This window comes from Siphonobacter sp. BAB-5385 (assembly GCF_002261125.1).
Classification (GTDB): Bacteria; Bacteroidota; Bacteroidia; order Cytophagales; family Spirosomataceae; genus Siphonobacter.
The window spans coordinates 23,733-49,399 of sequence record NZ_NMPS01000084.1 but is presented as its reverse complement, the minus strand read 5'-3'; the positions used below and the strand labels follow the sequence as shown (position 1 = coordinate 49,399).

At 46.4% G+C, this 25,667-nt stretch carries 25 protein-coding genes; 14 read left to right on the top strand and 11 right to left on the bottom strand.

Features of this window, described 5'->3' with window-relative positions; genetic code table 11:
• Positions 1–5: 5 nt before the first annotated feature.
• The 14 genes from nuoH to BWI93_RS08285 all read left to right on the top strand — a co-directional run bounded on the left by nuoH (position 6) and on the right by BWI93_RS08285 (position 14,908).
• Entirely contained in the window at positions 6–1,154 is a 1,149-nt protein-coding gene (gene nuoH / locus BWI93_RS08355; protein ID WP_094810140.1) for an NADH-quinone oxidoreductase subunit NuoH, read from the top strand.
• Between the two features lie 92 nt (positions 1,155–1,246).
• Positions 1,247–1,765 (top strand): NADH-quinone oxidoreductase subunit I, encoded by a 519-nt coding sequence (locus tag BWI93_RS08350; RefSeq protein ID WP_094810138.1) that lies wholly within the window; start codon positions 1,247–1,249, stop codon positions 1,763–1,765.
• 37 nt (positions 1,766–1,802) lie between these two features.
• Positions 1,803–2,318, top strand: coding sequence for an NADH-quinone oxidoreductase subunit J (locus BWI93_RS08345; RefSeq protein ID WP_094810136.1), 516 nt, complete (start codon positions 1,803–1,805; stop codon positions 2,316–2,318).
• Between the two features lie 156 nt (positions 2,319–2,474).
• A complete protein-coding gene (argH, locus tag BWI93_RS08340; RefSeq protein WP_094810134.1) occupies positions 2,475–3,809 on the top strand; it encodes an argininosuccinate lyase in 1,335 nt (444 codons plus the stop codon).
• 16 nt (positions 3,810–3,825) lie between these two features.
• The gene (locus tag BWI93_RS08335; RefSeq protein WP_176454168.1) at positions 3,826–4,704 is read left to right on the top strand and encodes a phosphatase PAP2 family protein; all 879 of its coding nucleotides are present in this window, start codon (positions 3,826–3,828) and stop codon (positions 4,702–4,704) included.
• Positions 4,705–4,744: 40 nt separating this feature from the next.
• Positions 4,745–5,302, top strand: coding sequence for a hypothetical protein (locus BWI93_RS08330; protein WP_094810130.1), 558 nt, complete (start codon positions 4,745–4,747; stop codon positions 5,300–5,302).
• An 81-nt stretch (positions 5,303–5,383) separates the two neighbouring features.
• Entirely contained in the window at positions 5,384–5,905 is a 522-nt protein-coding gene (locus BWI93_RS08325; RefSeq protein ID WP_094810128.1) for a gamma carbonic anhydrase family protein, read from the top strand.
• A 329-nt stretch (positions 5,906–6,234) separates the two neighbouring features.
• A complete protein-coding gene (locus tag BWI93_RS08315) occupies positions 6,235–7,248 on the top strand; it encodes a transaldolase family protein (RefSeq protein ID WP_094810124.1) in 1,014 nt (337 codons plus the stop codon).
• 171 nt (positions 7,249–7,419) lie between these two features.
• Complete coding sequence (kdsB, locus tag BWI93_RS08310; protein ID WP_094810122.1) at positions 7,420–8,172, top strand: 3-deoxy-manno-octulosonate cytidylyltransferase; 753 nt, start codon at positions 7,420–7,422, stop codon at positions 8,170–8,172.
• Between the two features lie 109 nt (positions 8,173–8,281).
• The gene (locus BWI93_RS08305; protein ID WP_094810120.1) at positions 8,282–8,860 is read left to right on the top strand and encodes an adenylate kinase; all 579 of its coding nucleotides are present in this window, start codon (positions 8,282–8,284) and stop codon (positions 8,858–8,860) included.
• A gap of 241 nt (positions 8,861–9,101) precedes the next feature.
• Complete coding sequence (gene obgE / locus BWI93_RS08300) at positions 9,102–10,103, top strand: GTPase ObgE (RefSeq protein ID WP_094810118.1); 1,002 nt, start codon at positions 9,102–9,104, stop codon at positions 10,101–10,103.
• Positions 10,104–10,175: 72 nt separating this feature from the next.
• Positions 10,176–11,894: a hypothetical protein gene (locus BWI93_RS08295; RefSeq protein ID WP_094810116.1), complete on the top strand. Its 1,719-nt coding sequence runs from the start codon at positions 10,176–10,178 to the stop codon at positions 11,892–11,894.
• Between the two features lie 156 nt (positions 11,895–12,050).
• Positions 12,051–12,371: a hypothetical protein gene (locus BWI93_RS08290; protein ID WP_141217395.1), complete on the top strand. Its 321-nt coding sequence runs from the start codon at positions 12,051–12,053 to the stop codon at positions 12,369–12,371.
• A 29-nt stretch (positions 12,372–12,400) separates the two neighbouring features.
• Positions 12,401–14,908 carry a sialate O-acetylesterase gene (locus BWI93_RS08285; RefSeq protein WP_094810112.1) on the top strand — a complete coding sequence of 836 codons (2,508 nt, stop codon included), beginning with the start codon at positions 12,401–12,403 and terminating at the stop codon, positions 14,906–14,908.
• 369 nt (positions 14,909–15,277) lie between these two features.
• Here the strand turns inward: BWI93_RS08285 and BWI93_RS08280 are convergent, their stop codons facing one another.
• From BWI93_RS08280 to BWI93_RS08230, 11 genes are all read right to left on the bottom strand, one after another.
• Entirely contained in the window at positions 15,278–17,086 is a 1,809-nt protein-coding gene (locus BWI93_RS08280) for a hypothetical protein (protein ID WP_094810110.1), read from the bottom strand.
• A gap of 224 nt (positions 17,087–17,310) precedes the next feature.
• A complete protein-coding gene (locus BWI93_RS08275; protein WP_094810108.1) occupies positions 17,311–18,258 on the bottom strand; it encodes a PstS family phosphate ABC transporter substrate-binding protein in 948 nt (315 codons plus the stop codon).
• 10 nt (positions 18,259–18,268) lie between these two features.
• Entirely contained in the window at positions 18,269–18,496 is a 228-nt protein-coding gene (locus BWI93_RS08270; RefSeq protein WP_094810106.1) for a hypothetical protein, read from the bottom strand.
• 68 nt (positions 18,497–18,564) lie between these two features.
• Positions 18,565–19,404, bottom strand: a complete 840-nt coding sequence (locus BWI93_RS08265) for an energy transducer TonB (RefSeq protein ID WP_094810104.1) — start codon at positions 19,402–19,404, stop codon at positions 18,565–18,567.
• A 93-nt stretch (positions 19,405–19,497) separates the two neighbouring features.
• Positions 19,498–20,043, bottom strand: coding sequence for a biopolymer transporter ExbD (locus tag BWI93_RS08260; RefSeq protein ID WP_094810102.1), 546 nt, complete (start codon positions 20,041–20,043; stop codon positions 19,498–19,500).
• Between the two features lie 42 nt (positions 20,044–20,085).
• Positions 20,086–20,706, bottom strand: coding sequence for a biopolymer transporter ExbD (locus BWI93_RS08255; RefSeq protein ID WP_094810100.1), 621 nt, complete (start codon positions 20,704–20,706; stop codon positions 20,086–20,088).
• 124 nt (positions 20,707–20,830) lie between these two features.
• Entirely contained in the window at positions 20,831–21,670 is an 840-nt protein-coding gene (locus BWI93_RS08250; RefSeq protein ID WP_094810098.1) for a MotA/TolQ/ExbB proton channel family protein, read from the bottom strand.
• Positions 21,671–21,879: 209 nt separating this feature from the next.
• Entirely contained in the window at positions 21,880–22,530 is a 651-nt protein-coding gene (locus BWI93_RS08245; RefSeq protein WP_094810096.1) for a ribonuclease HII, read from the bottom strand.
• A 199-nt stretch (positions 22,531–22,729) separates the two neighbouring features.
• Positions 22,730–23,749 carry a VWA domain-containing protein gene (locus BWI93_RS08240; protein ID WP_094810094.1) on the bottom strand — a complete coding sequence of 340 codons (1,020 nt, stop codon included), beginning with the start codon at positions 23,747–23,749 and terminating at the stop codon, positions 22,730–22,732.
• Positions 23,750–23,788: 39 nt separating this feature from the next.
• Positions 23,789–24,688, bottom strand: a complete 900-nt coding sequence (locus tag BWI93_RS08235; protein ID WP_094810092.1) for a hypothetical protein — start codon at positions 24,686–24,688, stop codon at positions 23,789–23,791.
• A gap of 72 nt (positions 24,689–24,760) precedes the next feature.
• Positions 24,761–25,618 (bottom strand): DUF58 domain-containing protein, encoded by an 858-nt coding sequence (locus BWI93_RS08230; RefSeq protein ID WP_094810090.1) that lies wholly within the window; start codon positions 25,616–25,618, stop codon positions 24,761–24,763.
• Positions 25,619–25,667: the final 49 nt, after the last annotated feature.

The following is a 25,667-nucleotide window of genomic DNA, read 5'->3' as shown; positions in this document are numbered from 1 at the left end:
AAAAGATGGATATATTCTGGATCAAAGCAATCATCATTCTGGTCATTTTTGGGCTTTCGCTCTTTGTGGCTATGTATTCGACCTGGGCCGAGCGTAAAGTAGCCGGTTACATGCAGGATCGTCCGGGACCGAACCGGGCGGGTTGGGGTGGTTTGTTACAACCCCTCGCCGACGCCGGAAAGATGTTTTTCAAGGAAGATTTCATTCCCGCACAAGCCAACAAATGGCTCTTCATTGCGGGCCCCTGTCTGGCGATGTTGACCGCCCTGTTATCCTCTGCGGTCATTCCCTTTGGGGATACCCTCCGCATCGACGGTCAGGAAATTCAGGTGCAGGGTATCGAGGTGAACATTGGCATTCTCTGGGTGTTCGGTATTGTTTCGCTGGGCGTCTACGGCGTGATGGTGGGAGGTTGGGCTTCCAACAACAAATTCTCACTGCTGGGAGCTATTCGGGCTGCTTCACAAAACATCAGTTACGAGCTGGCCTTGGGCTTATCGCTCATTGCGGTCATCATGATGACGGGTAGTTTATCGGTTCGGGATATTGTTAATACTCAGCACGGCGGAGGCTGGAATATTCTGTTTCAGCCGCTGGGTTTCGTTATTTTCCTGACCTGTGCCTTTGCCGAATGTAACCGTACGCCCTTCGACTTACCCGAATGCGAGGCCGAGCTGATTGGCGGTTACCATACGGAGTATTCGTCGATGAAACTAGGTTTTTACCTCTTTGCCGAATACGTGAACATGTTCGTATCGTCCTGCGTGGTATCGGCTCTGTACTTCGGTGGTTTCAACTATCCGTTTATGGATAAAGTCGCGGAAGCTCTGGGCAACGACGCCACGGGTCATAACATCGCCACGGCTATTGGGTTCTTTGCCTTCATCGCCAAGGCTTTATTCTTCGTATTCTTCTTCATGTGGGTACGCTGGACCTTACCACGTTTCCGCTATGATCAACTCATGAATCTGGGCTGGAAGAGTTTGATTCCGCTTTCCATCCTTAACATCATCGTTACGGGTATCGGCCTGATGTTCAACCTTCGCTGGTTCAGCTGGGTAGCCGTCGTCATTATCGTAGCCGTCGTAGCCGTACAGGCTGCCATGAAGCCCAAAGCTGCCCGAGGTATTCTGGAAGCCGCACCTGTGCGATAGATCGAGTTTAGGGTTTTGAGTTTAGTGTTAAATGTTAACGCTCAGACAACTCTTAAAAACTCAAAACCCTAAACCCTAAACTCATTCCTCTCATGCAACTCACTAATCGAGCAAAGAAGATAGATAAGAGCGAAATGACGCTGGCCGAACGGATGTACCTTCCGGCCATTGCTGGCGGCATGGCTATTACGCTCAAACACTTTTTCAAGAAAAAACCGACCATTAATTACCCCGAACAGAAACGATATCTGGGTCCCGTATTTCGGGGACAGCACATTCTGAAAAAGGACGAAGCTGGTCGCGAACGCTGTACCGCCTGTGGCCTTTGTGCGGTAGCCTGTCCGGCGGAAGCCATTTCGATGGTAGCAGCCGAGCGGAAAGCCGGGGAAGAGAATCTGTACCGGGAAGAAAAATACGCGGCGGTTTATGAAATCAATATGCTCCGCTGTATTTTTTGCGGTTTCTGCGAAGAAGCCTGCCCCAAACAGGCCATCTACCTTCGTCACGACCAGTTTGTACCCGTATTCATGAGCCGGGATGAGGTGATTTACGGAAAAGATCGCCTGGTGGAAGATATGAGTAGCCGGTATTTGCGGGAAGGCTGGAAGTAATTTGTTTATTCGTTAAAAATCGATCCTTCGTTACGCTATGTCAGCTGATAAAATCTGGTACCTTCTGACGGCCCTGACCATCGTTTTTGCCTTGGCGGTCATTCTGGTCCGAAATCCCATGTACAGTGTACTTTGTCTGGTATTAACTTTTCTGTGCCTTTCCTGTCACTATATCTTACTCAATGCTCAGTTCCTGGCCGTAGTCAATCTAATTGTCTACGCTGGAGCCATTATGGTACTCTTTCTCTTCGTAGTCATGTTCCTGAATCTTCGGGAGTATAAGGAAGAAACCAAGAGTACTCTTCAGCGGGTGGCAGCCTTTGTAGTCGGCATCGCCATTTTGGGAGCGATTGTCATGGCGGTGCGTCGTCTGCAATATCCGATGCCCTCAGCCGAGAAGTTTGATATTCGCACTGGTTACGTAGAAGTCCTGGGGGAAACCTTATTCCTGGATTATCTACTTCCCTTTGAGCTGGTTACCATCCTGTTCTTTGTAGCGATGGTTGGAGCGGTCATGCTCGGCAAACGCGAAAAAGGCGAACGGCATTTTTAAAATTATACGGGAACCCTTCCCTAAAGACCTCGTAACCCCCATCGGATTACGGGGTTTTTCTTTTATTGCTCGGTCCTTTTTCGGTTTTTTGCGATTCCTTATTAGACAATACGTTAAGACTGAAAGTCTTGACCGCTAAACTTTCCAGCATTACGCATGAAATTGTGGCAAAAAGAAGGCGTTTCGACTTCTGAAAAAATAGAAAAATTTACCGTAGGCCGGGATCGGGAGATGGACTTGTACCTCGCTCCCTTTGATGTCCTGGGTAACCTGGCTCACGCCCGTATGCTGGCTTCCGTGAACCTGCTGGAACAAGCCGAGCTAGTAGATCTGGAGCGGGAGTTGAAAGTCATTTACGCTCAGGTTCAGGCCGGAAATTTTGAGATTGAAGACGGTATTGAAGATGTTCATTCGCAGGTGGAACTTATGCTGACGCGAAAGCTCGGTGACGTAGGAAAGAAAATTCACTCCGGTCGCAGTCGGAACGATCAGGTACTGGTGGATTTGAAACTCTTCACCCGGGACCGGCTGGAACTGATTACTAAGGAAACCAAACGCGTTTTCGACGTACTGATTCAGCGATCTGAACAGCATAAAAACGATCTGTTACCGGGCTATACGCACCTTCAGATTGCCATGCCTTCGTCCTTTGGGCTGTGGTTTGGGGCCTACGCCGAATCACTGACGGATGATGTGGCTTTACTCCAGACCGCGTACCATTTTGCCAACCGCAACCCGCTGGGCAGCGGAGCGGGGTACGGCTCTTCCTTTCCGCTGGATCGCCAACTGACGACTGATTTACTGGGATTTGAAGGCTTACATTACAACGTCGTGTACGCTCAGATGAGTCGCGGTAAAACGGAATGGATGGCTCTGACGGCGATTGCCAATCTCGCCCAGACGCTTTCCCGGCTGGCGATGGATGTGTGTCTGTATAACTCGCAGAACTTCGCTTTCCTGACGCTTCCCGACGCCCTTACGACGGGCAGCAGCATCATGCCGCACAAGAAAAATCCGGATGTGGCTGAACTGTTACGCGGGAAAACGAACCGATTGAAAGCACTACCGATGGAAATGACGCTGGTCCTGAGTAACCTGCCTTCGGGGTATCACCGCGATATGCAGTTGCTCAAAGAAATCCTGATGCCCGCCATTGAGGAAATTCTGGATTGCCTGGACATTACGGCTTACATGCTGGAAAACATTCAGGTGAAAACGGATTTGCTGGAAGACAAAAAATACGATCTGCTTTTCAGCGTAGAGCGGGTAAACGAACTGGTAATCGAAGGCATACCCTTCCGGGATGCCTACCGTCAGGTGGGTAAGGAAATTGGCGAGGGTTCGTACGCGGCTTCCCGGGATCTGAAGCATACACACCTGGGCAGCATCGGCAATCCGGCCAACGAGCAGATTACGGCTTTGATGGATGCTCAGTTACAAGGCTTTGGTTTTGAACGGGTACGAACGGCCCTGGATGCTCTCCTTCAGTAACCCTACGCTTTTGCTTATGAAACTTCCACCGTATCTGATCCTTCTTTTCTGGCTGCTTACTTCCGCAGGTGCCTACGCCCAGATCAGCGGCGATAGTTTGCAAACGGATTCGCTGACGCAGGCAGTAGTACTTCCGCTCTCGGAAGACTCCGCCCGCCGGTACGAGCCGGTAAAACCGAACTGGACTTACGTCAAAAGCTACTGGTACGACACCAAAGCGGTGGTGACGAGTCCCTTTCGCTGGAAGGGTCAGGACTGGGCTAAAGCCGGGACTATTATCGGCGTGGCGGCTTTGTCGTACGCCTTTGCGGACGGCCGAATTCAGAAGTTTTCCCAGGAACATAAATCACATTTTACCAATGCGGCTTCTGAAATCGTGGATCCTTTGGGCAATGGACGGTACTTGTGGATTACTTCGGGGTTGGTTTTCCTACACGGTCAGATTTTCCATAATGACAAAACGACGCGTGTCGGTCTGTTGATTCTGGAAAGTCAGCTGATCAATGGTGTACTCGGACAAGTGGTAAAACTCGCGGCCGGACGAAAACGGCCCTGGGATGGTGCTCGTCCGCACGAATGGGCGGGGCCGCAGTATCCGCCCTTCCATTCCTTCCCGAGTGGTCACGCCCAGACGTCTTTTGCTTTGGCGACGGTCATTGCGGAAGAATTTAAGGACATCAAAGCCGTACCGATCATTTCCTATTCGCTGGCAACCCTTACGTGCTTATCCAGACTCAATGCGAATGCTCACTGGTTTTCGGATTTGCTCGTCGGGGCGGCTATGGGCCATTTTATTTCCAAAACCATCGTCCGCCGCCATCCCGAACATCCGCTGAAAAAGCGTTCAAAAGTAGCTCTGGATTTTAATGGTCAGGGAGCTACGTTGCGGTTTTAATAGGGTTTCGTTTCTTGCTGGTTATACTCATTCAAAACCGATGAAATATGTACTTATGGGCCTGTTTATATTAGGCCCCTTTACGTCGTGGGGAGTCATGGATTTTGGTAACTGGCAGGAACAAACACCTTATGGAGATTTGATGGAAAATAACGAAGGGAAACGTCTTTGGGCTTGCGGAACTACTATTCAATATCTCGAAAAGTGGTATTTCTACAGAGGTTACACCATGGGAGCCTATCATAGGGAACGATGGAATCACAGCACTCCACCTGTTTATTTCATTATTCGCTCGCAGGATAAGCTTTTCCTTGAGTTTTCCAATGAGACCACCTGGCAAGCTGAACTAAGTAAGCAAAACCTGATTCCTTACTGGATTAGGTGGCATACTAATGACTGGCATAGCTTACCCTCTATTTTATTCTTCCTTTTCTTCGGTATCATTATCTGGCTACCCATTTCCTTAGTCCTAGGATTTCTTTTGTACGTGTATAGAAAAGACATTCCTGCCTTCGTTTACAAAGGCTTGTTGAGTATGGGTGTTATTTTGGTAGTTTATATCGTCATCCATGATACTTTTCCGCAAAGCTTTTTTTGAATCTCCTCTCTAGTATCAAGCTTTGAACAATGTTTGATAGCATTGTTGACGTTATTCTAAGAAAACCTGTTTAATTCTAGTATGGCTTTAATCTTACCCGTTCAGGATCATACGCCCCAATTGGGGCAAAACTGCTGGCTGGCTCCTAACGCCACCATCGTTGGTGACGTTAGTATGGGCGATGACTGCACCGTCTGGTTCAATGCCGTCATTCGCGGCGACGTCAACGCCATCCGCATTGGCAATCGTACCAATATCCAGGATGGAGCCGTTATCCATTGTACGTATCAGAAAACGCAAACCATCATTGGCGACTCCGTAAGCATCGCCCACAACGCCGTGGTGCACGGCTGTACCATCGAAGATCGCGTACTGGTGGGCATGGGGGCTATTATCATGGACGGAGCCGTGATTGGTACGGGTAGCATCATTGCCGCCGGAGCCATTGTTACGCAGAATACCGTCGTCCCCCCCGGCAGCATTTATGCGGGTAATCCGGCTAGATTCCTCAAACCCGTGTCGGAAGCGGCGGAAGAAGTGTTCGACCGTACGGCTAATAACTACGTCATGTACGCGGGCTGGTTCAAGGAGCAGGATTGGTAATCGTAGGCGGATTGAAAATCAGAAGTAAAGGACTTTGGATTTGTTCTGAAATTCTCCCCGAAAATCGCCAACTTTGCAGCCAAGTATCCGGCGATTCATTTTTGCCTGAAAACAATAAGAAAGTAATAGTCCGTTTTTCCGTTTCCAATGCCTTGATCGATAACTGTCCTTCACTGGTAACAAACCTGATTTTCACAGCCTACTACTTTCCTTCTTTACTTTTTAAGTAACATTTTAAAAGAGGCGTAACGTTTTTGGTGAATAAGTTATCCCCCGCTGGTACAGCTAACACGGAAACCTAACCTAAAACGGCCATTGCTACTACACACATGGAGTTGTATCTTGATTCTGCCGATTTAAAAGAAATCAAAGAGGCATTTCAACTCGGTTTTCTGACCGGTCTTACCACAACCCCCACGTTCATGCACCGCGAAGGTATTCGCGACCTGGATGCAACGATCGTGGAGCTTTCTAAAATTGTACCCGTTCTTCAGATTGAAGCACTGGGTGAAACCGCCGCCGATATTGTAGCCGACGCAGAACGCCAACTGGCTCTGGGTCTGGACCCTAAGCGTACGGTATTTAAAATCCCCGTGTCGCTGGAAGGTGTTAAGGCCTGCCGCACGTTGGTTGACAAAGGACTGAAAGTAAACGTTCACCTGGTATACACCATCCAACAGGCGTACATGGCAGCCGTAGCCGGTGCTACCTACATTTGCGTACTGGCCGGACGGATGCAGGATCAGGGATACGATGCCCTGACGCTGATCGGTGATGTAGTAGAACTGGTAGAAGCCTACGGTTTCGATTCAAAAGTAATGTTCTCGTCAGTACGGAATACCGAACACGTACGGAACGCCATCGATCTGGGTTGCCACACCATTACTGTGCCCTGGAAACTGATGAAAGCCCTGACGGAAAACAACTTCACGGCTATCGGTACGAACCAGTTCATCGAGCATACGCGTTTGATCACGGTCACGGTAGGTCAGGCGATCAATACCATCAACCCAACGGTTACGACGGATATTTCTCTGACGGAAGCCATCGTAAAAATGACTGAATACGGCTTTGGCTGCGTTACGGTTGTTGACGAAGCCGGTAACCTCAAGGGCGTATTTACTGACGGTGATCTTCGCCGGAAACTGGCTGACGGCGGTCGCGATGTACTGTCGAAGAAAATGGGAGATTTTGACTACGGAACGCCTATTTCTATCGAAAGTACCGAATTGCTGGACGCCGCTGCGGCTCTTTTCAAGAAAACCAGCGTAGACACGATTCTGGTAACGGAAAACGGCAAGCCCGTAGGGATGCTGGATATTCAGGATTTGAAGAACGATTAATTAAATTCAGTTTCTTGCTCCAGCAGGAAGTAACTGAACTATGCATATCCTTGTTGCCTCCTGAACGAATTTGTTCAGGAGGCAATTTTACTATTAGCCTTTAAACCAAACGAAGGTTTAGTAGTAAATTCAATCAATGGCTTCATTTTTGAATAGCCCGTAACCAAAACTATGGTATTAGGAATCATTCCCGCCCGTTATGCTTCGACCCGTTTTCCGGGTAAACCCCTGGCCTACATTCAGGGCAAAAGCATGATTCAACGCGTATACGAAGCCGCTCAGGCTTCGAAACTACTGGATGTTATTGTTGCTACGGATGATGTACGTATTGCCGAACACGTACAGAATTTCGGCGGCAAAGCCGTATTAACGCGTGAAGATCACCCCAGCGGTACGGATCGTTGCTGGGAAGCCTTCGCCAGCTGGAAGGAAACGCATCAGGATCCCGAATCCGTACAATATGTTTTGAATATTCAGGGAGACGAACCCTTCTTAAATCCCGTTCAGATCAATGAACTGGTGGACGTGCTGGATGGAGAAGTAGAATTGGCTACGCAGATGATTAAAGTTACGTCGGCGGAAACGCTGCACGATCCGGGCGAAGCGAAGATTGTACTCAACAACAAGGGCGAAGTGATGCTGTTTAGTCGTCAGGCGATTCCGTTCCTGCGTAACTATCCACCACAGGAATGGCATTTGCACCATACGTATTACCGGCACGTAGGCATGTACGCGTACCGTACGGATATTCTGCAGGCCATTACCCAACTTACGCTTTCATCCCTGGAAAAAGCCGAGTCGCTGGAGCAACTCCGATGGCTGGAAGCTGGCTATAAAATTCAGATGGTAGAAACGACCTACGATAGCCCCTGCGTAGATACACCCGAGGATCTGGAAAAGGCTTTGAAGTACTTAAATACCTAACCCGACAGTACATTACGGGTAAAAGCCGGGCGGATGCTTTCTATTTCCACGCAGTATTGTACCTTTGCAGCCCTATTAACATCGTTTCATACTGAATATCAATAGTCTCATGCTTAATTTGGTACTCTTTGGCCCTCCGGGAGCCGGGAAAGGAACCCAGAGCGAAAAGTTGATTGACAAATACAAGCTCGTCCATTTATCTACCGGCGATCTGCTTCGCTCTGAAATTAAAGCAGGTACGGAACTGGGACTGAGAGCCAAAGCTCTGATGGACCAGGGATTGCTGGTGCCTGATGAAGTGGTAATTGGCATGATTGACAATAAACTGAAAGAAAATAAACAGGCCGCTGGCTTTATTTTCGACGGTTTTCCCCGGACAGTCAACCAGGCCGAAGCTCTGGATACCCTACTCGAAGAAAACGGTACGGCGATCTCAGCGATGGTAGCACTGGAAGTAGAAGCCGAAGAATTAACGCGTCGTTTGCTCGAACGCGGAAAAACTTCTGGTCGTCCCGACGATCAGAACGAAGAACTGATTCGTAAACGGGTACAGGAATACAACGAGAAAACGTTGCCCGTAGCTAACTACTACCAGGGACAGGGTAAGTTCACCTCGGTCTACGGAATTGGAGCCATCGAGGAAATTTTTGAGAAGATCTGTACGGCTATCGAAAAAGCAGCCGTTTAGTACATACGTTCGCATTACTGAAATAGGCTATTTCGGAACGTCCGAAATGGCCTATTTTCATTCAGGCTTAGGCCTTAAATAGCCCGATTATCCGGGCCTTGCTTCGTCCGAATCCAGCCGTACTTGAGCGAATCGCTACTGGCTAGGCAAAACATTGCTTTACTTTGCATAAATTTAGGAGAAGGACGACCATACTCACTCAAGCTGTGTACTGACACGGATTAGATTACCTACTAGGGCTGTGACAACAAACTTCATTGATTACGTAAAAATTTGCTGCCGTTCAGGACCCGGAGGTGCCGGATCATCGCACTTCCGTCGGGAGAAACACGTTCCGCTGGGCGGACCGGATGGTGGCGACGGAGGCCGGGGAGGCCATATTATTCTGCGGGGTAGTACCAATGTCTGGACATTGCTCCACCTTAAATACCGGAAACACGTTATCGCCAGCAAAGGCCAACCCGGCGAGGGTGGCCGCCGTACCGGAGCCCGGGGCGAAGATGTGTATCTGGACGTACCGCTGGGTACCATTGCCAAAGACGCCGAAACGGGCGAAGTACTATTCGAAATTACGGAAAACGACCAGGAGATGATTCTGCTGGAAGGGGGCCGTGGTGGTCTGGGTAATTCCCACTTTAAAACCTCCACGAACCAGGCTCCGCACACCTCTCAGCCCGGCGAAGATGGTCAGGAGGTATGGTTTATTCTGGAGCTGAAAGTACTGGCCGATGTCGGTTTGGTAGGTTTTCCTAATGCCGGAAAATCCACGTTGCTTTCGGTAGTATCGGCTGCCAAACCCGAAATTGCGGATTATCCCTTTACGACGATTGTTCCGAACTTGGGCGTAGTCCCCTACCGCGACTTCCGCTCCTTTGTTATGGCCGATATTCCGGGCATTATTGAAGGAGCTTCGCAGGGTAAAGGCCTGGGTTTACGCTTCTTACGACATATTGAACGGAACTCTATTCTGCTTTTCCTCATTCCGGCTTCTTCCGAAAATCCGGGTGAAGAATACGCAGTTCTACTGAATGAGTTGCAGGAGTACAATCCTGAATTAATGGATAAATCCCGTTTATTAGCTATTTCTAAAGCTGATTTATTAACGGAAGAAGATAAGCAAACCTTTATTGAGCAATTACCCGCTGACGTTCCTCACTTGTTCTTTTCATCGGTTACGCGAGAAGGGCTAGATTCATTGCTTGATTTGATTTGGCAAGCGTTGAATCCGCCGACTCAAGCCTGATTTTAAAATACAGCCTCTTAACGGGGGCTGTATTGTTTTAAATGATTGCGTTCAACCAATTACTTTCAAAAAATGCCTTCTACTATTTCCAAGAATAGTATCTCCTCCACATGGATTGTCTTCGTTAGCCTGATTCCGATTAGTCTTTTCTTTTATACCTTCTTTGCGTACGTAACTAATATTCCTTTTCAGGATGACTACGACGCTCTACTAGAACCAGTTACCAAGCTTACGCAGCTTTCTCCTTTTTCCTGGAAAGAATTCGTTCATGTTATTTGGGTACAGGATGACGAACGGCGGATTGTGGTAGATCGGGTTGCGGCTACACTCATTTACCTGATTAACGGGCACCTGGACTTACGGATTCAAATGTTCGTTGGTCTTCTTTCGCTACTGGGCTTTTTATATCTTTTCTATACTATTATCAAAGAAGCCCAATTACCGCTATTGCTGGTTGTAGCCGCTTCCTTTCTGTTATTTCATATTCAGTACTACGAAGCGATTTACTGGGGAATGATTCCCCTGCAACATATTGTCGTTCACTTCTTTGCTTTACTTTCAGCTTACTACTTATACAAACCCAGGTTCAGTCACTTATTTTTAGCTTTGGTGATGGCCATTCTGGCCATTTTAAGTGATGTGAGCGGCACCTTTGTCCTGCCTACCGGCCTCGTGTTGTTACTGCTCCAGCACCGCTGGAAACACGCTGGAGTCTGGGTGCTGGTCATTGGAGCCATGATTGGGTTGTATTATTATCAGTTGGTGGTTCCGGCGTATCGTCCTAAACTCTCGGATAATTTACAACACCCCTGGCTCATTGTTTACAACTTTCTGTCTTTCAGTGGCCTGGCTGCTGATTTAAATACGGTCCTTCCCTTCAAACTACGTTCCGGTCTGATTATGGCTACGGGTTTGAGTTTCTGGTGTATTGTTATTTATTCGGCGTTCCTCTTTGTTCGGCCTTCCTTTCAACACGCAAAAGTTGTTTATCCCCGCTGGAAAATCACGCTCTGGGGAGGACTTATTCACTTTAGTATTACTATCCTTGCTTTCGCCGTAGGTCGAGCCATGGAGGGTACGCAGGCCGTGTTGATCAGCCGATACAAACACATGGGTTTTATTTGGTTGATTCTTATTTCTATCTTAGTATTCAGCCAGCTTCGTCCTCACCTACGCTGGGTTCGTCTGTGGACAATTTTGAGTGTATGCCTTTGCCTTTTTAGCTATTTCGAATATGTAGCTCCCCTGGATTACTATTACAAAGAACGAAATACGGACATGTACGGCTGGGAGCATAACCGGGCTCTGCCTAGTTCACCCATTTACCTAAGTTTACAGACAGCCGTAGATACCATTACTACGCAATCCGTTCGGGCCGGAGTCTATGAACTGCCCAGCGATTATTTTTTTGAAATGCCATATCAGGTCAGTGCCGACTTATTTAGCCTGGAAACAAAACAAATGGGTCATGCATTGGTCTTTACAAATGAGCAGTTCATTCGTTCGACTCACAAAAACGACGGAGCGTATATTCTATTGAAGAATGCCTCTCAGTCGCACTATATTCCAACCAAGCAGAAACGGTACTCGCTTAAATCTTTCGTTTTTTCCTTTGGTACACACTATTATGCCAATGGTTTTCATAGCAGTTTCCCCGTAGAATATTTACAACCAGATACGCAGTATCAGGTATGGGTGGTGGTCATCAATGGAGGAATGAAAGTGCTGCATCCTACGGTTTATCGACTGGATGCGTTGCCCAATTTTACCGTACGAATTAGCCGAATTTAAAAATGCATTTAAGAAACTATTAGATGAAGTCTATTTCGTTTGACCGTAACTCCTTGAGGCTCAAACATTGGGATTTCGTATTTAGCTTTTTATTTATATTTTTGCAAGTGGAGGTAACCGCCTGTACTTCCTATCTGTTATAAAAACCTTTGCCGCATGAGGTCTTATTTTAGTAAGCTTATATGCCTTCTGGGACTGGTGCTGAGTATCTCGGCCCAAGCTCAGATGACGATTACTTTTCCGGTAGAACGTATTGTTTTTCAACGGGATAACAATAACAGAGCTACCGTACAAATTGCGGGCAACTACTATCAGCCTGTTGATAAGATTGAAGCCAAACTTACTCCGCTTAATGGTGGTAACGGGATTGACTGGACGGCTCTTTCCTCTATTTCCAATGGTTTTTTTCGGGTACACTTTCCGTCACCGGCGGCTGGTATAAACTTGAAGTACGCGGCTCACTGGCTGGACAGGTAGTTGCTTCTGACGATCTGCAGCCCTTCGGCGTGGGTGAGGTATTCGTACTTGCGGGTCAGTCCAATGCTCAGGGGGTTTCTTATGAAGCCTCCGAGAACCAGCCTACCCCCGTTGATCCCAGCGATGACCGGGTAACGATTGCCAATCCTTCAAATTTCAGAACTGGAGCTCCCAGTAATGGACAGGATCCTCAATTCTATCGGTATGATGTGGTATCGGGAAAAGCAGCCAGTCCTCTGTATCCGATGCTGCCTACCTTCCGAAAAATGAGCGGTTCTCAGGATATAGCTCCGGTTGGTGTAGGATCTTATTACTGGGGTCGTTTGGGTGAATTGCTGACGCAAAATCTGAATGTGCCGGTTCTCTTCTACAACGGGGCTTTTGGCGGTACTACGATTCAAAACTGGCGGGAATCTTCGCAGGGACAACGTACCATCAGTCGCTATTGCACTACTTGTGCCGACGAGTTTAAATACTTTGCTCAGGGCTATCCTTATAATAACCTGAAAAATATTCTAACGTACTATTTGTCGATTACGGGTGCCCGTACGGTATTGTGGATGCAGGGAGAAGCGGATGATTCAGCGACGATCAATACGCCGATGGCGAATTACGTCAACGATTTAACCGCAGTCATTCAAAAGAGTCGTCAGGATCTGGGTTACGATCAGCTTAGCTGGGTAGTCGCTCGTACCAGCTATAACAATGGCGTATCCCCTAACATCATTGCGGCCCAGACCCAGGTAGCATCTTCCGTACCCAACGTATTTTTAGGGCCTAACACGGATAGCTACGGTATTCCTCGTTCGGGAGGTGTTCACTTTTACGTAAATGCTTACAATCAGGTAGCTCAGGGCTGGTATGATGCTCTGATGTCCAGTAGTGTCTTCAACCGTTCGATACCTAAGCTGGCTAATACGCTCACTGCTATTTCAGCCACTTGTGGTAACACCAATACGCTTACCCTGAGTGTTCCCAATCAAAATCCGTATGGATGGAGCAATGGACAAAACGGAGCAACGGTCACCGTAGGTCAGGGTGATCCTTACATGGCCAAGATGAAAAATGGGAACACCACGGTATTTTCATTGCCTTATAAAGTACCCGATCGTCCGGTGATTGGTGGTGATATTCTAAAAGATAATGGGGGCAGTACGTACTTCTGTGAAGGTGTTACCCCTACACTACAGTCCAATTACGGAGCGAATAACGTTTGGAATACCGGAGCTACTACGCCTTCTATTCAGGGGGCCGAAGGTGGCTCGTATTCGTTGACCTATAAGGATTTGCTGGGTTGTAGTTACAGTGCCGAGCCCATTGTCTTAGGCAGACGTTCACGTCCGTCCAAGCCCAGTATCACCGCCGATGGCCCGACTAGCTTCTGTGCAGGTACACCCCGCGTGTTGACGACTAACGAAACTGCCGTAGGATACGTCTGGAGTAATGGTTCTACCGGTAAAGCCATTCAGCCTACTACGAGCAGTAATTATTCCGTACAGGTACTCAACGCTGATCAGTGTCGTTCGGTAGCCTCTGATGCCGTTCAGATCACTGTAAATCCCATTCCCGCAAAGCCAACGATTCAGGCGAACCGGGCTATCGATGCGAACCGGAATGTAACTATTTGTGCCAACGAAACGGTTGAATTTACTTCGAGTCCATCGGATGGTACGTATTTGTGGAACTACAACAACGCGGCTACGCTGAGTATTTCGACGAATACAGCCCGTTCGTATACGGTTCAAACCATCAGCCAGGCTAATTGTCCTTCGCCCGTGTCTGATCCGGTAAGCTTACGAGTGAATCCTTTACCCGCTAAACCTACCGTCGCTTTGCTGCAAGGAAAACTGGCATTTTGTGAAGGCGAAACCGTTACGTTAAGGGCCATTACGTCAGAGCGACCCTCCTGGTTGCTCGCAAACCAGCAGGTTTCTAATACGGATCTATTGACGGCACGTATTAGCGGTGATTACTATGCCCAGGCAACGGATGCGAACGGCTGCAGAAACCAATCGGATAAAGTAACGGTATCAGCTCGCCCAAACCCCGAAACGCCAAAGATCGCTCAGGTAGGTCCTTATACGTTACAAGCTCAGGCAAATATCCCAGGTACGCGTAATTCGTGGATTATGGGTACGGATACGAGTACGTTCAACTCTGTTTACTTCAAACCGCTTAAAGAAGGAGTGTATACGGTTAGAAGTGTAATTGAGTACAACGTTGCACCCGTAGGAAGGTTTGAGTGCTCCTCTGCTGTATCACAGCCTTTCAATTATAGTTACGATCCCGCTCAGGATGGTTTTAGTGTTTACCCAAACCCTAGCCCAGACGGAGCCTTTACGCTCGAAACCAAAGAGAATTGGAAAGGGGCCGAAGTGAGTGTGGTGACTACTTCAGGCGTTGTTTTATACAGTGGGATTATCAATGAATTTAACGAACGGAAGTTTATCAACGTAGGCCGTATACCGGGCATTTTCATCATCCGCATCAGGGTAGATGGCTTTGAACGTACCAAGCGTTTAACGGTTCTACCTTAATCTTAGGATTTCAGATACAAAAAAGCCTGCGTCAATTTGACGCAGCTTTTTTGTATCTGAAATCTGTTATTCGTTTTTACCTGTATTCATTCCAGAGAGGCAGCCTTCTGTATCTATATAGGTTCTTTCAACTCATTGAATTTGTTATTACTAAACATTGCGATACAAGTTTTCACATCCTGGTTTTGAGCAAGTACAACCCATCCGCTGGACTTTCGCAATAGATGAAAGATATCTGTTCGGCTCTACGTACAATTTAAAGCTTTCACCAAACAATATCCTACTATCTATGCGTCTACTCTGTCTGGCAATAGCAATAAAAAAAGAGCCTCGTTTCCGAGACTCTTTTTTGGTAATGTAAAACTAAGCTTAGTTTTTAGCCGGAGCTGAACTAGCCTTAGCACCTGCCGTTTTTGGTTTAGCTGCACCTTTCTTAGGAGCAACAGCTGGAGCAGGCGGGTTCAGGATACGGTTTGCTTCTGCATTTTCAGGATCAAGAGCAAGAATTTTTCTCATGTAATCTTTACCCTTGTCATTATCCTTCGTTACCAGGAACTCGTAGTAAGCCTGATACTGATACGCCTCAATCAGTTCTTTCTGATTTTTAGCCGTATCTGCTACAGCGATGTACTGCTCATAGTAAGGCAACGCCTTCGCACGATCCGTAAACAAACGGTTTGAACGAGCCTGCCACAGCGGAGTCATTACTACGAATCCTTGCAGTGATTCTTTTTGTTCGGGTGTCAGCTGGGTATTTGCTTTTACCGTACTGTCAGCCATAGTTCCCATCCGAGCAAATGATTCGACCGCCTCGGGTACTACCGTCGTATCTTTAGCGGAGCTAATGTGCTGGTAGTAAGCGATACCTTTGCGGTAGAAATCTGCGTACGTTGGGCGTTTGTCAGGACGCTTATCTTTCCAGGCAATGGATTGATCGTATGCCTTCGCTGCATCAAGGTAACGTTTCTGAGCCTGACGAATTTTAGCGATTTCTTCGTAGTTATTGAACACCGTATCCCCTGCCGCAGCAGCTTTTTCGAAGTTCATTATCGCTAACGAATCCTGCTTCAATTCGCGGTAGTCAATACCTAAGTAACGATAATCGTCCGCGTAAACTTTTTTCGGATTAGATTTCAATAACGTTTCCAGGTTTTGAGCTCCTTGTTCGTATTGTCCTAATTCCGTCAAAGACCAACCTTTAATACGGGGAAGATCGGGGTCATTTACCTTTCCTTCAATTTTAGCCAGAGCATCCACTACTTTCTGATACTGTTGAGCCAGGAAGGCAAATTTCACGTAACGCAAAATTACGTCTGGAGACTCCTCACTATACTGGATGTATTTATCAAGGTTTTCGGCAGCATTTTTGTAGTTACCGGCGAACAACCATAATTCAGCAAATTCCCAATAGACAGGTGCAAATTTTTCATCTGCTTTGATCGCGTCATTATAGGAAGTCTGGGTACTTGAGTAGTTCTTACCGCGTTTCCAAACTCGTCCCATCCGCGTATAGGCCAAAGCAGCCATTTGCGTATCCTGCTGTAAACGAAGTGCTTCCTCGTAAGCCGAAATAGCCGGACCACCTTCGTTTTTAATCAGGTAAGCATCGCCTTTGACAATTTGATATTCAGGGCGATCTTTTTTCTTTTTCAAACCAGCAATCTGGTCAATCAGCGTAATTGCTTTGCCCGGATCGTTAGCCTGTCCTTTTTTGGTGAACAACGTATATACTTCAGCAGCTCGCCACAGTACATCTTCATCTCTGCTCTTCGTGTCAGCTAAAACCTGATCAATCAGAGCTGTTGCTTCAGCCAATTTACCCTGACCCAGCAATACGCCAGCCTGCCCTACTTTATTCAACGGAAATTTCGATTTTGCATCGTCCGCCACGCCTTTATCAAAAGCAGCTTTTGCTTTATCTAGATATTCAGCGATTTTCACACTGCCTTCGTCTTCGGCACTAGCCAGTCTTAAATAGTAATACCCTAAATAAAACTGATTTTCAGCCGATGGGGAGGAAGTCGCCGCCTTTTCCAAAGCCTCGCGGGCTGAACCAAGACGATCTGCTTCAAGAGCCTTTAATGCTCCTGTAACTTCTGGCGATTGTGCAAACGAGCTCGTTGCACCCAAGGCCAGCATCCCGGCTACCAGAATTAGCGATTTGAATTTCACTCTCATCGTAGAAGAAAATTGGGTTTTGGGAAGGTGATACCTTACGTTCAACAATATTGATTATAGGATTCGAAATTACTGTAATTCCAGCGATTATAAAAAAAATTAGAGAATTGTTAGAATTTCAATTCAAGTCTTTTTTTATGTCCCACTCTTGTATAACGGACTAACTAAATAAATAGTTGCACAATTTAAAGAAAAAAATGATTTATATCCAAATCGCCCCTAGCTTACATGTTACGGAGTTGTACCAAGCGAATAATCTGATTAGCCGGTAAGAGGCCGCTTTTCAGAACAATTCGTTGACCAGCGTCGGTCATTACATAGTTGATGAAGCCCGTACCCAAACCACGCTTAGCTTCTTTGGTGATCATGTAAACATTCCGATTGAGGGGGTATTTTTTCAAAGCTATCGCGTATTGGAAAGGCTGGTAATACTGTTCCAGATCCGTCGACGTCTTTTGAGCCACTCCCATCACCTTAATGCCTTTCATAAATCGGGGATGCTCGGGATCATCAATATCGCTGATCCAGTTTACACCGATAACTCCAATCGCTCCAGGTGTTTTCTGAATGTAATCTATGACTTCTTTATTAGATTTAACCGCGTAAATAGGCGTTTGTTTTTTATCGGCTATTCTGAGCGTATCTAATAAGTATTGCAAGTTGCTCGAATTGTCACTGTCAAAAACGAAGGAAATTTTTTGTGAAGATTTTCCGTGTTTTAATTGATTCCACTGGCTGATCCTTCCCTTCATAATCCCATCAATTTCATCTACGGAAATCAGGGTATCGCTGGTTTGGCCATTGGTGATAAAAGCCACAGCGTCGGTGGCCATGTGAATGGCCCGGTATTTCAGATTTTTTTCTTCAAATACTTTTTTCTCATCGGCTTTCAAATGCCGGGTCACTACTGCCACACGAGCGGAATCCTGTAACATCAGTTGGATGGCCGTCAGTTCAGGAACGTAGGACATATGCACGGTTGCATATTTGTTTTTGTCTGCAAAAGCTTCCTGTTCAGCCTGCAATATGGGCTGTAAGGATTCATCTACCGCTACTAAGATTTCGCCTCTTGATACCGTTTCCTCGGGATTATCCCCTGCTTTCTGCTGGCAACCTGTTAAGGCTAACATTGCCAGCATACTTATTCCGAAATAATTTAGTGCAGTTTTCATGGACGTTGATTTACTCTTCTTCTTGATTACGAAGCCATTTACGATAAGCCCAGTAAAGCTTCAAAAGACTGTACCCAATAAAAAGCCCGCCTAATACTTTCGCAATGTCTTCAGATAAGACTCCGCTAGCGGCTATCGTCGACGCAGCATCAATCAGGTAATAGCCCATGGCCGCATATCCTAGTGGGATAATCAGCCCAATCAGACCGTTTACTTGTTCACTAATGGGTTTTGGCATAGCTTTTAGAAAAAATGGGTCAGATCCGTGTAAGATGCTGACCCATTTTCATTAATTATTATTTCAGATTATTCGAGTACGAATGAAATCGGCAAGTTAAAGCGAGATTTCACGGCCCGACCTGACTGACGACCAGGTTTCCAGCGGGGCATTGACTTTACCACGCGGACTGCTTCCTCATCGCAACCAAAACCAAGACCTTTTTGTACCTGGATATCAGAAATGCTTCCATCTGGAGAAACTACGAAGCTTAAAAATACTTTCCCCTGTACGTTAGCCCGTTGAGCTGCAGGTGGGTACTTGATATTTTTATTCAGGTATTTGTACATTTCTGAATCACCGCCGGGGAACTGAGCAGCTTGCTCAACGACCGTAAAGACTTCTTCTTTAGCAGCCGGTTTCACCTCGATAACCTCTTCGCGTTTTTTACCAGTTCCTTCTTCGATGGCTACGATTTCAACCGCGTTAGGATCTCCTACTACGGTTTCTTTACCAGCCTGAGCATCTACCAGCTCGGTTTGCTTGGGAGGCTCAACATCGGGTGGAACTTCGGTATCTTCCTTGATTTCAGGAGGAAGGAACGCCGTCGTGCTCATCACCGGCACCTCTGGTGGTGGTGGTGGTGGTGGCGGTGGTGGTGGTGGCTGATTTGGTTGTTCCGGAGGAGGAGGAAGCTCTGACATGTTCGCCAGTTTTACTTCAACCTCTTTCTCTTCTTCACCGATCGTTGCAGCAAGCAAACGGGCAGCTAAGAAGGCCGCAACAATCAAAAGAGCAATACCAGTAGCAATCAGGGCATTACGGGACGTCCGGCGACGGAGGTCGTATGCACCATACTCCTTATTACGACCCGCAAAAATCAGATCTTCTAAGGTGGTATCGTTGGTTATTTTGATTGTTTCTGCCATAAGAGTAGGCAACTAGTTAAACGTTCTAAAAGATTGATTCAAAGTTAAAACTAAAAATTTAGTTTTACAACTATACTCTTAGTTTTATTTTGACTATTTACCTTCTGCCTTATCGATAATCTTGTTATCGTTCAGGTTGATGTCGGTAATACCGTACTTGTCGATTCCGGAAATAGCCATTTCATCGAGTACATCAACCAAGGATTTGTACGAAGCATCATCCTTAGATTTGATTACGACGAAGAATTTCTCACCTACTTCCTTCTTCTTCCGACGAAGCACATCGCGAAGACCGCCACTGGCTGCAAATGAGGTTTTCTCTACCTGCGTCGAAGCGACATCCTTGCCCGTACCCTGGTACCAGTATACGACATCTGATCCATCTTTCTTGCCCAGCAATACAGTGATTGCCTCAGACTCTTTAATAGGAGATGTCTCTTGTTTTTCTTTCTCTTTGTCCTTAGCCGGCATACCCAAGAACATGGTAACCGGTTTTTGAAGCGTAGTAGTCAGCAGGAAGAAAGTAATCAATAAAAAGCCCAAGTCTACCATGGGGGTCATATCTACACGGGTAGACACCTTTTTACTGCGGACTTTACCACCTTTGTCATTCCCACCACCTTGTGCTATCTCTGCCATTGCGTTGTTAGTTTAAAGAATTTGAAAGTGAACTTTCAAGTTCTACATGGAAGTGGGTTTCGTCTCCTGACCTGTAATCAAATTAAAGTTGTTCACGTCCTGCTCCTGCATGGTAGCAATTACTTGCTTCACCGTTTTATAAGGAGCATTCTGATCCGCTTTAATTAATACCTTGTATTTAGCTCCCTGGCTACCAAAGTACTGACGAGCCGTTGCTACCCAGTAGAAAAGTTCGTTACGAACGGAATCACTAGGAATACCAGGCTGTACGCCGGGCTTGTTACGCTCTGCAGGGTCCATGTCCAGGATCTGTTTCATGTTGGCCATCGGAGCCCCGAAGTTTTCAGACAAGCGGAAAGCTTCTTTTTCGGGATCCGTGAAGGCCACATTGTAACGCTTGGACATCTGCTCCAGCATTCCTAAACGTACCTGGTGGTTATCCACCCCCATGAAGATTTTGCCATCCGAAGAAACCAATACCGTGATGACATCAGTCGCGGCAAGGGGTTCCTGGGCTACAGAATTTGGAGTAGTGACCTGCACAGCCTCCTGAGGACGCATCTTTGCCGTTAAGATAAAGAATGTTAACAGCAAGAAAGCTACGTCGCACATGGCCGTCATGTCCATCGATACTCCATGACGTTTTACTTTAACCTTTGCCATCGCTACCTGTTTTGATTTTATAACTAAACGTTTCGTTGATCAAAATTATTCGTTTTCAAACTAAAAACTTAATAATTCCGACAATCTTTTAAAGAAGCTCATTGCTGAGCCTCTTTAGGAACGCCTAGTAATGAGCAGCAAAGTTGTTCGTGATGCTCAAACCAATTTCATCGATGTTGTACGTGATACCGTCGATGATGCTGGTGAAGTAGTTATAAGCGATCAAGCAGATAGCTGAAGTACCGATACCCAAAGCCGTATTTACCAGAGCTTCAGAGATACCAGCAGCCAGAGCAGCTGAATCCGCAGAACCTGACTGACCCATGGCAGCGAATGAACGAAGCATACCTAATACCGTTCCGAGCAGACCGATCAGCGTAGCCACAGATGCCAGCGTAGCGATGATCGTCAGGTTTTTCTCCAGCGAAGGCATTTCCAAGCTCGTAGCTTCTTCGATTTCTTTGCTCAGGGCAACCAGTTTTTGTTCTTTGTCCAATTGCGTATCAGTCGTCAGTTGCTGATATCTTTTCAGAGCAGCGTTTACTACGTTACCGATAGAACCTTTTTGTTTGTCGCACTCTTTCAGGGCTCCGTTGATATCGTTTTGGTTCAACAGAACTTGTACTTTACGAACGAATTCGTCGATGCTGCTCGTTCCTTTTGCTTTACCCAGCGTAAACAGACGCTCGATAGTGAACGTCAAAGACGTCAGGAAACAGGTAAACAGAATGGGTACAATAAAACCTCCCTTGTAAACGATACCAAAGAAATCGCCTGGCAGCGGTTCGTTGTTGTGATCTCCTCCTTCGAAGTGACTACCGTCACCTAAGTAAAAGTGATAGAACAGCTCAGCAACGATAAACAAAATCAGAATAATAAGACCAGACGGAATGCCCCCCGACTTCTTCTTCGGAGCAGCAGCAGGCTTGGCAGCGGGAGTAGGGGTCTTGGTAGTGTTACTCATTAGTTTGGTAATTTTAGGGTTTAGTGAAACTTTGGTTTGTTGGTGTAAAGAAAAATAAAATTTGACGTCCTAAGCAACTACGAAAGAAAATTTTGTTTTTGTCCCTCGAAACCGAGTAAACGATTCAGCAAATCTACTGTATTTTTTCCCATTCCCGACGTTAAGGTTTTGTGAAAATTTTTGTAAGAATTCTAAAAAATTGTATTAATTTAAGAATATCCCGTAGATAAATCGACCAAATCAGTACTTTTCTGAGACGTTAATTCATCCGATTTTAACACATTTTTTACTGGTCCGAAGGTCTTTCGGTGCCAAGGCGTCGTTCCGTACTCTAGTAAAGCTTTGCAATGTTTAGGGGTTGGGTAGCCCACGTTCTGCTCCCATCCATACATGGGATAATCCAGAGCCAACTGTTCCATGAGTTCATCCCGGTACGTTTTTGCCAAAATTGAGGCAGCGGCGATGGAAGCAAACAGGCTATCCCCTTTCACAATACACGTATGCGGAATCATTGGATAAGGAACAAACCGATTGCCATCGACCAACAGATGTTCTGGCTGAACGGTTAGTTGCTCCACCGCTCGATGCATGGCTAAAAAACTTGCTTTTGCAATATTGATCCGGTCAATTTCTTCCGTGCTGGCTTCGGCGATTTTCCAGCTTAAGGCTTCTCGTTCAATCTCTACTCGCAATTTCTGTCGTTCCAGACGGCTAAGCTGTTTCGAATCATTGAGCAAAGGATTCATATAGTCTTTCGGAAGGATCACCGCAGCAGCCACTACCGGCCCCGCCAGACACCCTCTACCCACTTCATCTAACCCCGCTTCTATACTTTGCAAATGATAGAATTGTTTCAGCATTATTCTATAATTTGAATGCTCCCTTCCGTTCAAATGGTGTAGGAACATTTAAAATAGCCAACAATATTATCATAAACTTTACAAATAGAGTGCAAATTTTTACTAAAACTATTTAATTTATTTATAATAAATTGACTGTCAGCGGCTATCTGCTTAGAAAATTTTTCGAAAAAATAGTTCGTAAAACTACCTGTCTTTCTCAATCTTCTAAAATATTACCAATAAAGGTACATTTCAAGGCTAATGCTCCCAATAGACAGCAAATTGCCCATTTCAGGTAGATATGATAAAAATCTTTAATATCCTGATAATAAGATACTTTGACATTTGTTTTCTCCAGACGATTGATCCGGTCAAACACGCTTTTCAGTGCTCGTGTGTCTTGTACCTGAAAAAACTGTCCTTTGCTCCGCTGGGCGATATCTTTCAGTACCTCCGTGTCAAGCGTTTCCAGGGACATGTCCGTTGAATCCTGGGTGACAACGGCATCTTCTTTCCCAATCGCAATGGTATACACCCGAATCCCGTACGCATTCGCTAACTGAGCTGCCGTAATGGGATCTAGGTTACCAGCGGTATTATCACCATCGCTTAGCAAAATGGCTACTTTGCTTTTGGCTTCACTGTCCCGCATCAAGTTGATACAATTCGCCAGAGCCGAACCAATCGCCGTACCTGCCGTTGCAATGATGTCGGGTTTAATGGAAACAATCTGCTGCTTGAGTAACGTATAATCAGTAGTAAGTGGACATAGAAAAAAAGCCTGCCCTGCGAAGACGACAAGTCCAATTTTATCCTGAAAACGACCGTCTACAAACTCCGTAGCCACTTTTTTAGCTGATTCAAGACGATTTGGAGCTAAATCTTTCATCAGCATGGAATCCGATACATCCAAGGCTAATACAATTTCAATTCCCTCAGAGAAACGTTCTTCTGTTTCCTTAATCAATTGTGGACGGGCTAAGGCCACTAATACTAACATAATCCCTAGAGCACTCAGAACGGCGGGAAGGTAGCGTAGGTATTGTACCCAACTGGTTTTGACTTGCTTAGCCAGAAAAGCTACGTTGAGTCGCTGGCGGGATTTTCCGTAGAAAATTCGCCGTAGAAAGAAGAGAAAGGGTACCGCCGCGATTCCGTACAGGTAATACGGCTGAGCCCAGTGAAAGCCTCCCAGGGTACCGATTCCAAACCACTTTAACGAAAACCACTCACCCATAATTAAGCTCAGACAGGCAATCCGGTTGCCTTTTTTTAATCAGGAATTTTTAGCTAGAATAATTTGCCGATGCCGAAGATACGTTCGTCCAGCCAAATCCCGCAGAATACGTAGGGATTCCTGCGTTTGGGGCGAAGCTACCCCACCATATACAACGGCGTCGGTCTCACGAAGGGCTTGTTCGAGTTGCGGGTTCTGCGGGAATTGACTAACGGCCTCTTTCGTGGTGAAGGTCGTGAAGGGTTTGCTTTCCAAGCGTTCCAGATAACGTTTCCAGAGGAATACGGCCCTTTCTACGTTCATCACGCCTTGCTTAGGATCGGCCGCTCCCCGCAGATAGCGTTGAAAAGAGCCCCGAAATTCCAGATGCCTTCGCCAGAGCTGAAACTGTCGCCAGCGACGCTGAATCGCGGCTCCAAACAACCAGTAGATCAATCCACCCAGCACCGCTGCCATGAGCAGGATAATAAAGAATAGTGGGTAATTTATCTGTGTATCCAATACAACCAGATTCGTACTTGATTTCAGTAGCACGGATTTTGCACGCGGGTCTACCAACCGCTGGAGTCGAATCGTTTGCATCGGAGCATAGACCGCCGTACAATCCTGTTTACGCAGCAGGTACACCGGTAGCTTCAGGGGTTGCACGGAATCGATTTCAAAAGACACTAGCGTATAGACCACACTGTCGACACTGCCAGCAGCGTTGGTACGCGTGGGGAAATACTCCCGTTTCAGAAAGCGGAACGGCGTAAAATCATGGGTGGAATCCGGAAAGAACACTTCGTCGCCCGGATTGTGACGATAACTAAGAGCATACTGAACCGGACTACCTACTTTAAATTTCGGAGACAAAAACTTTCCTTCCGGCTGAGCCAGAGCCGATTGAAATGAAAAAAAGGTAAGAATCAGAACAATGGTACCAACCCAGCTTCTCACGTATTCCTAATATTAAGCGTTTGACAGACGGCTGAAATCTTACCGCCGATCCACTGAATTTTCTTTCGTTACTTATTTTACCCGGAACAGTTTAATGAGTTTGGGTACGTAATCTTCCTGCGTATCGACGGATAAATAATTGGCATTGTACTGCTTACAAAGCGTCTCCAGTCGCTGCTGATTCTCTTCAAATACCCGACGGGTGGTTTTGCGATACTGCGACGACGACGTATTGATCCACAAGGTACGGCGGGTTTCTTTATCATAGACTGGAATAATACCCAGCGAGGGCATATTTACCTCCCGTTCATCATACAGGTGTACCACTACCAGGTCGTGCTTTTTGGCAAGAGCTTTCAGGTTTTGTTCGTAGCCTGTATCAATGAAATCGGAGATAAGAATGACTACGCTTTTCCGCCGCAGGATATTCAGGGCAAATAAAATGGCTTCGGATAAGTTGGTTTTAAGCGATTCGGGTTTGAGTCGAAACAGCTCCAGAATCATTTGGTACCCGTGTTTGAGACTATTCGCCGGACGAATGTATTTTTCCTTCTGATCCGAAAAGCAGTACAAGCCCACGTGGCTGGCTTCGTGCATGGCCGACAGAGCCAGTACACCACAGATTTCCTTGGTGGCATCCAGCTTCGAACGATCCTCCCGACCAATGTCCTGGGAGGCACTTACGTCCACCATAAAAAACACCGTCTGCTCTTTTTCTTCCTTAAATATCTTTAAAAACAGACCATGACCCTTCGAAGATGCGTTCCAGTCAATAAGACGAATGTCGTCACCATACTGGTATTGCCGCAGGTCTGTGAACTCCAGTCCAGAACCTTTAAATACGGATTTAAAATTGCCGTGCATCTGAGAATCAACGGCTTTCCGTATCCGAATTTCGTAATTACGAAGTTTTGAAAGCAGATCATTCATACGACGGTCCGTTTAAGGCAGCCTTCTTAAAGGCAGTTGTTTACGCAGG

Excerpts from the sequence above, each read along its gene's own strand:
- nuoH (WP_094810140.1), top strand. The coding sequence starts at position 6 with ATGGATATATTCTGGATCAAAGCAATCATCATTCTGGTCATTTTTGGG.
- BWI93_RS08350 (WP_094810138.1), top strand. The coding sequence starts at position 1,247 with ATGCAACTCACTAATCGAGCAAAGAAGATAGATAAGAGCGAAATGACG.
- BWI93_RS08345 (WP_094810136.1), top strand. The coding sequence starts at position 1,803 with ATGTCAGCTGATAAAATCTGGTACCTTCTGACGGCCCTGACCATCGTT.
- argH (WP_094810134.1), top strand. The coding sequence starts at position 2,475 with ATGAAATTGTGGCAAAAAGAAGGCGTTTCGACTTCTGAAAAAATAGAA.
- BWI93_RS08335 (WP_176454168.1), top strand. The coding sequence starts at position 3,826 with ATGAAACTTCCACCGTATCTGATCCTTCTTTTCTGGCTGCTTACTTCC.
- BWI93_RS08330 (WP_094810130.1), top strand. The coding sequence starts at position 4,745 with ATGAAATATGTACTTATGGGCCTGTTTATATTAGGCCCCTTTACGTCG.
- BWI93_RS08325 (WP_094810128.1), top strand. The coding sequence starts at position 5,384 with ATGGCTTTAATCTTACCCGTTCAGGATCATACGCCCCAATTGGGGCAA.
- BWI93_RS08315 (WP_094810124.1), top strand. The coding sequence starts at position 6,235 with ATGGAGTTGTATCTTGATTCTGCCGATTTAAAAGAAATCAAAGAGGCA.
- kdsB (WP_094810122.1), top strand. The coding sequence starts at position 7,420 with ATGGTATTAGGAATCATTCCCGCCCGTTATGCTTCGACCCGTTTTCCG.
- BWI93_RS08305 (WP_094810120.1), top strand. The coding sequence starts at position 8,282 with ATGCTTAATTTGGTACTCTTTGGCCCTCCGGGAGCCGGGAAAGGAACC.
- BWI93_RS08295 (WP_094810116.1), top strand. The coding sequence starts at position 10,176 with ATGCCTTCTACTATTTCCAAGAATAGTATCTCCTCCACATGGATTGTC.
- BWI93_RS08290 (WP_141217395.1), top strand. The coding sequence starts at position 12,051 with ATGAGGTCTTATTTTAGTAAGCTTATATGCCTTCTGGGACTGGTGCTG.
- BWI93_RS08280 (WP_094810110.1), bottom strand. The coding sequence starts at position 17,086 with ATGAGAGTGAAATTCAAATCGCTAATTCTGGTAGCCGGGATGCTGGCC.
- BWI93_RS08275 (WP_094810108.1), bottom strand. The coding sequence starts at position 18,258 with ATGAAAACTGCACTAAATTATTTCGGAATAAGTATGCTGGCAATGTTA.
- BWI93_RS08270 (WP_094810106.1), bottom strand. The coding sequence starts at position 18,496 with ATGCCAAAACCCATTAGTGAACAAGTAAACGGTCTGATTGGGCTGATT.
- BWI93_RS08265 (WP_094810104.1), bottom strand. The coding sequence starts at position 19,404 with ATGGCAGAAACAATCAAAATAACCAACGATACCACCTTAGAAGATCTG.
- BWI93_RS08260 (WP_094810102.1), bottom strand. The coding sequence starts at position 20,043 with ATGGCAGAGATAGCACAAGGTGGTGGGAATGACAAAGGTGGTAAAGTC.
- BWI93_RS08255 (WP_094810100.1), bottom strand. The coding sequence starts at position 20,706 with ATGGCAAAGGTTAAAGTAAAACGTCATGGAGTATCGATGGACATGACG.
- BWI93_RS08250 (WP_094810098.1), bottom strand. The coding sequence starts at position 21,670 with ATGAGTAACACTACCAAGACCCCTACTCCCGCTGCCAAGCCTGCTGCT.
- BWI93_RS08245 (WP_094810096.1), bottom strand. The coding sequence starts at position 22,530 with ATGCTGAAACAATTCTATCATTTGCAAAGTATAGAAGCGGGGTTAGAT.
- BWI93_RS08240 (WP_094810094.1), bottom strand. The coding sequence starts at position 23,749 with ATGGGTGAGTGGTTTTCGTTAAAGTGGTTTGGAATCGGTACCCTGGGA.
- BWI93_RS08230 (WP_094810090.1), bottom strand. The coding sequence starts at position 25,618 with ATGAATGATCTGCTTTCAAAACTTCGTAATTACGAAATTCGGATACGG.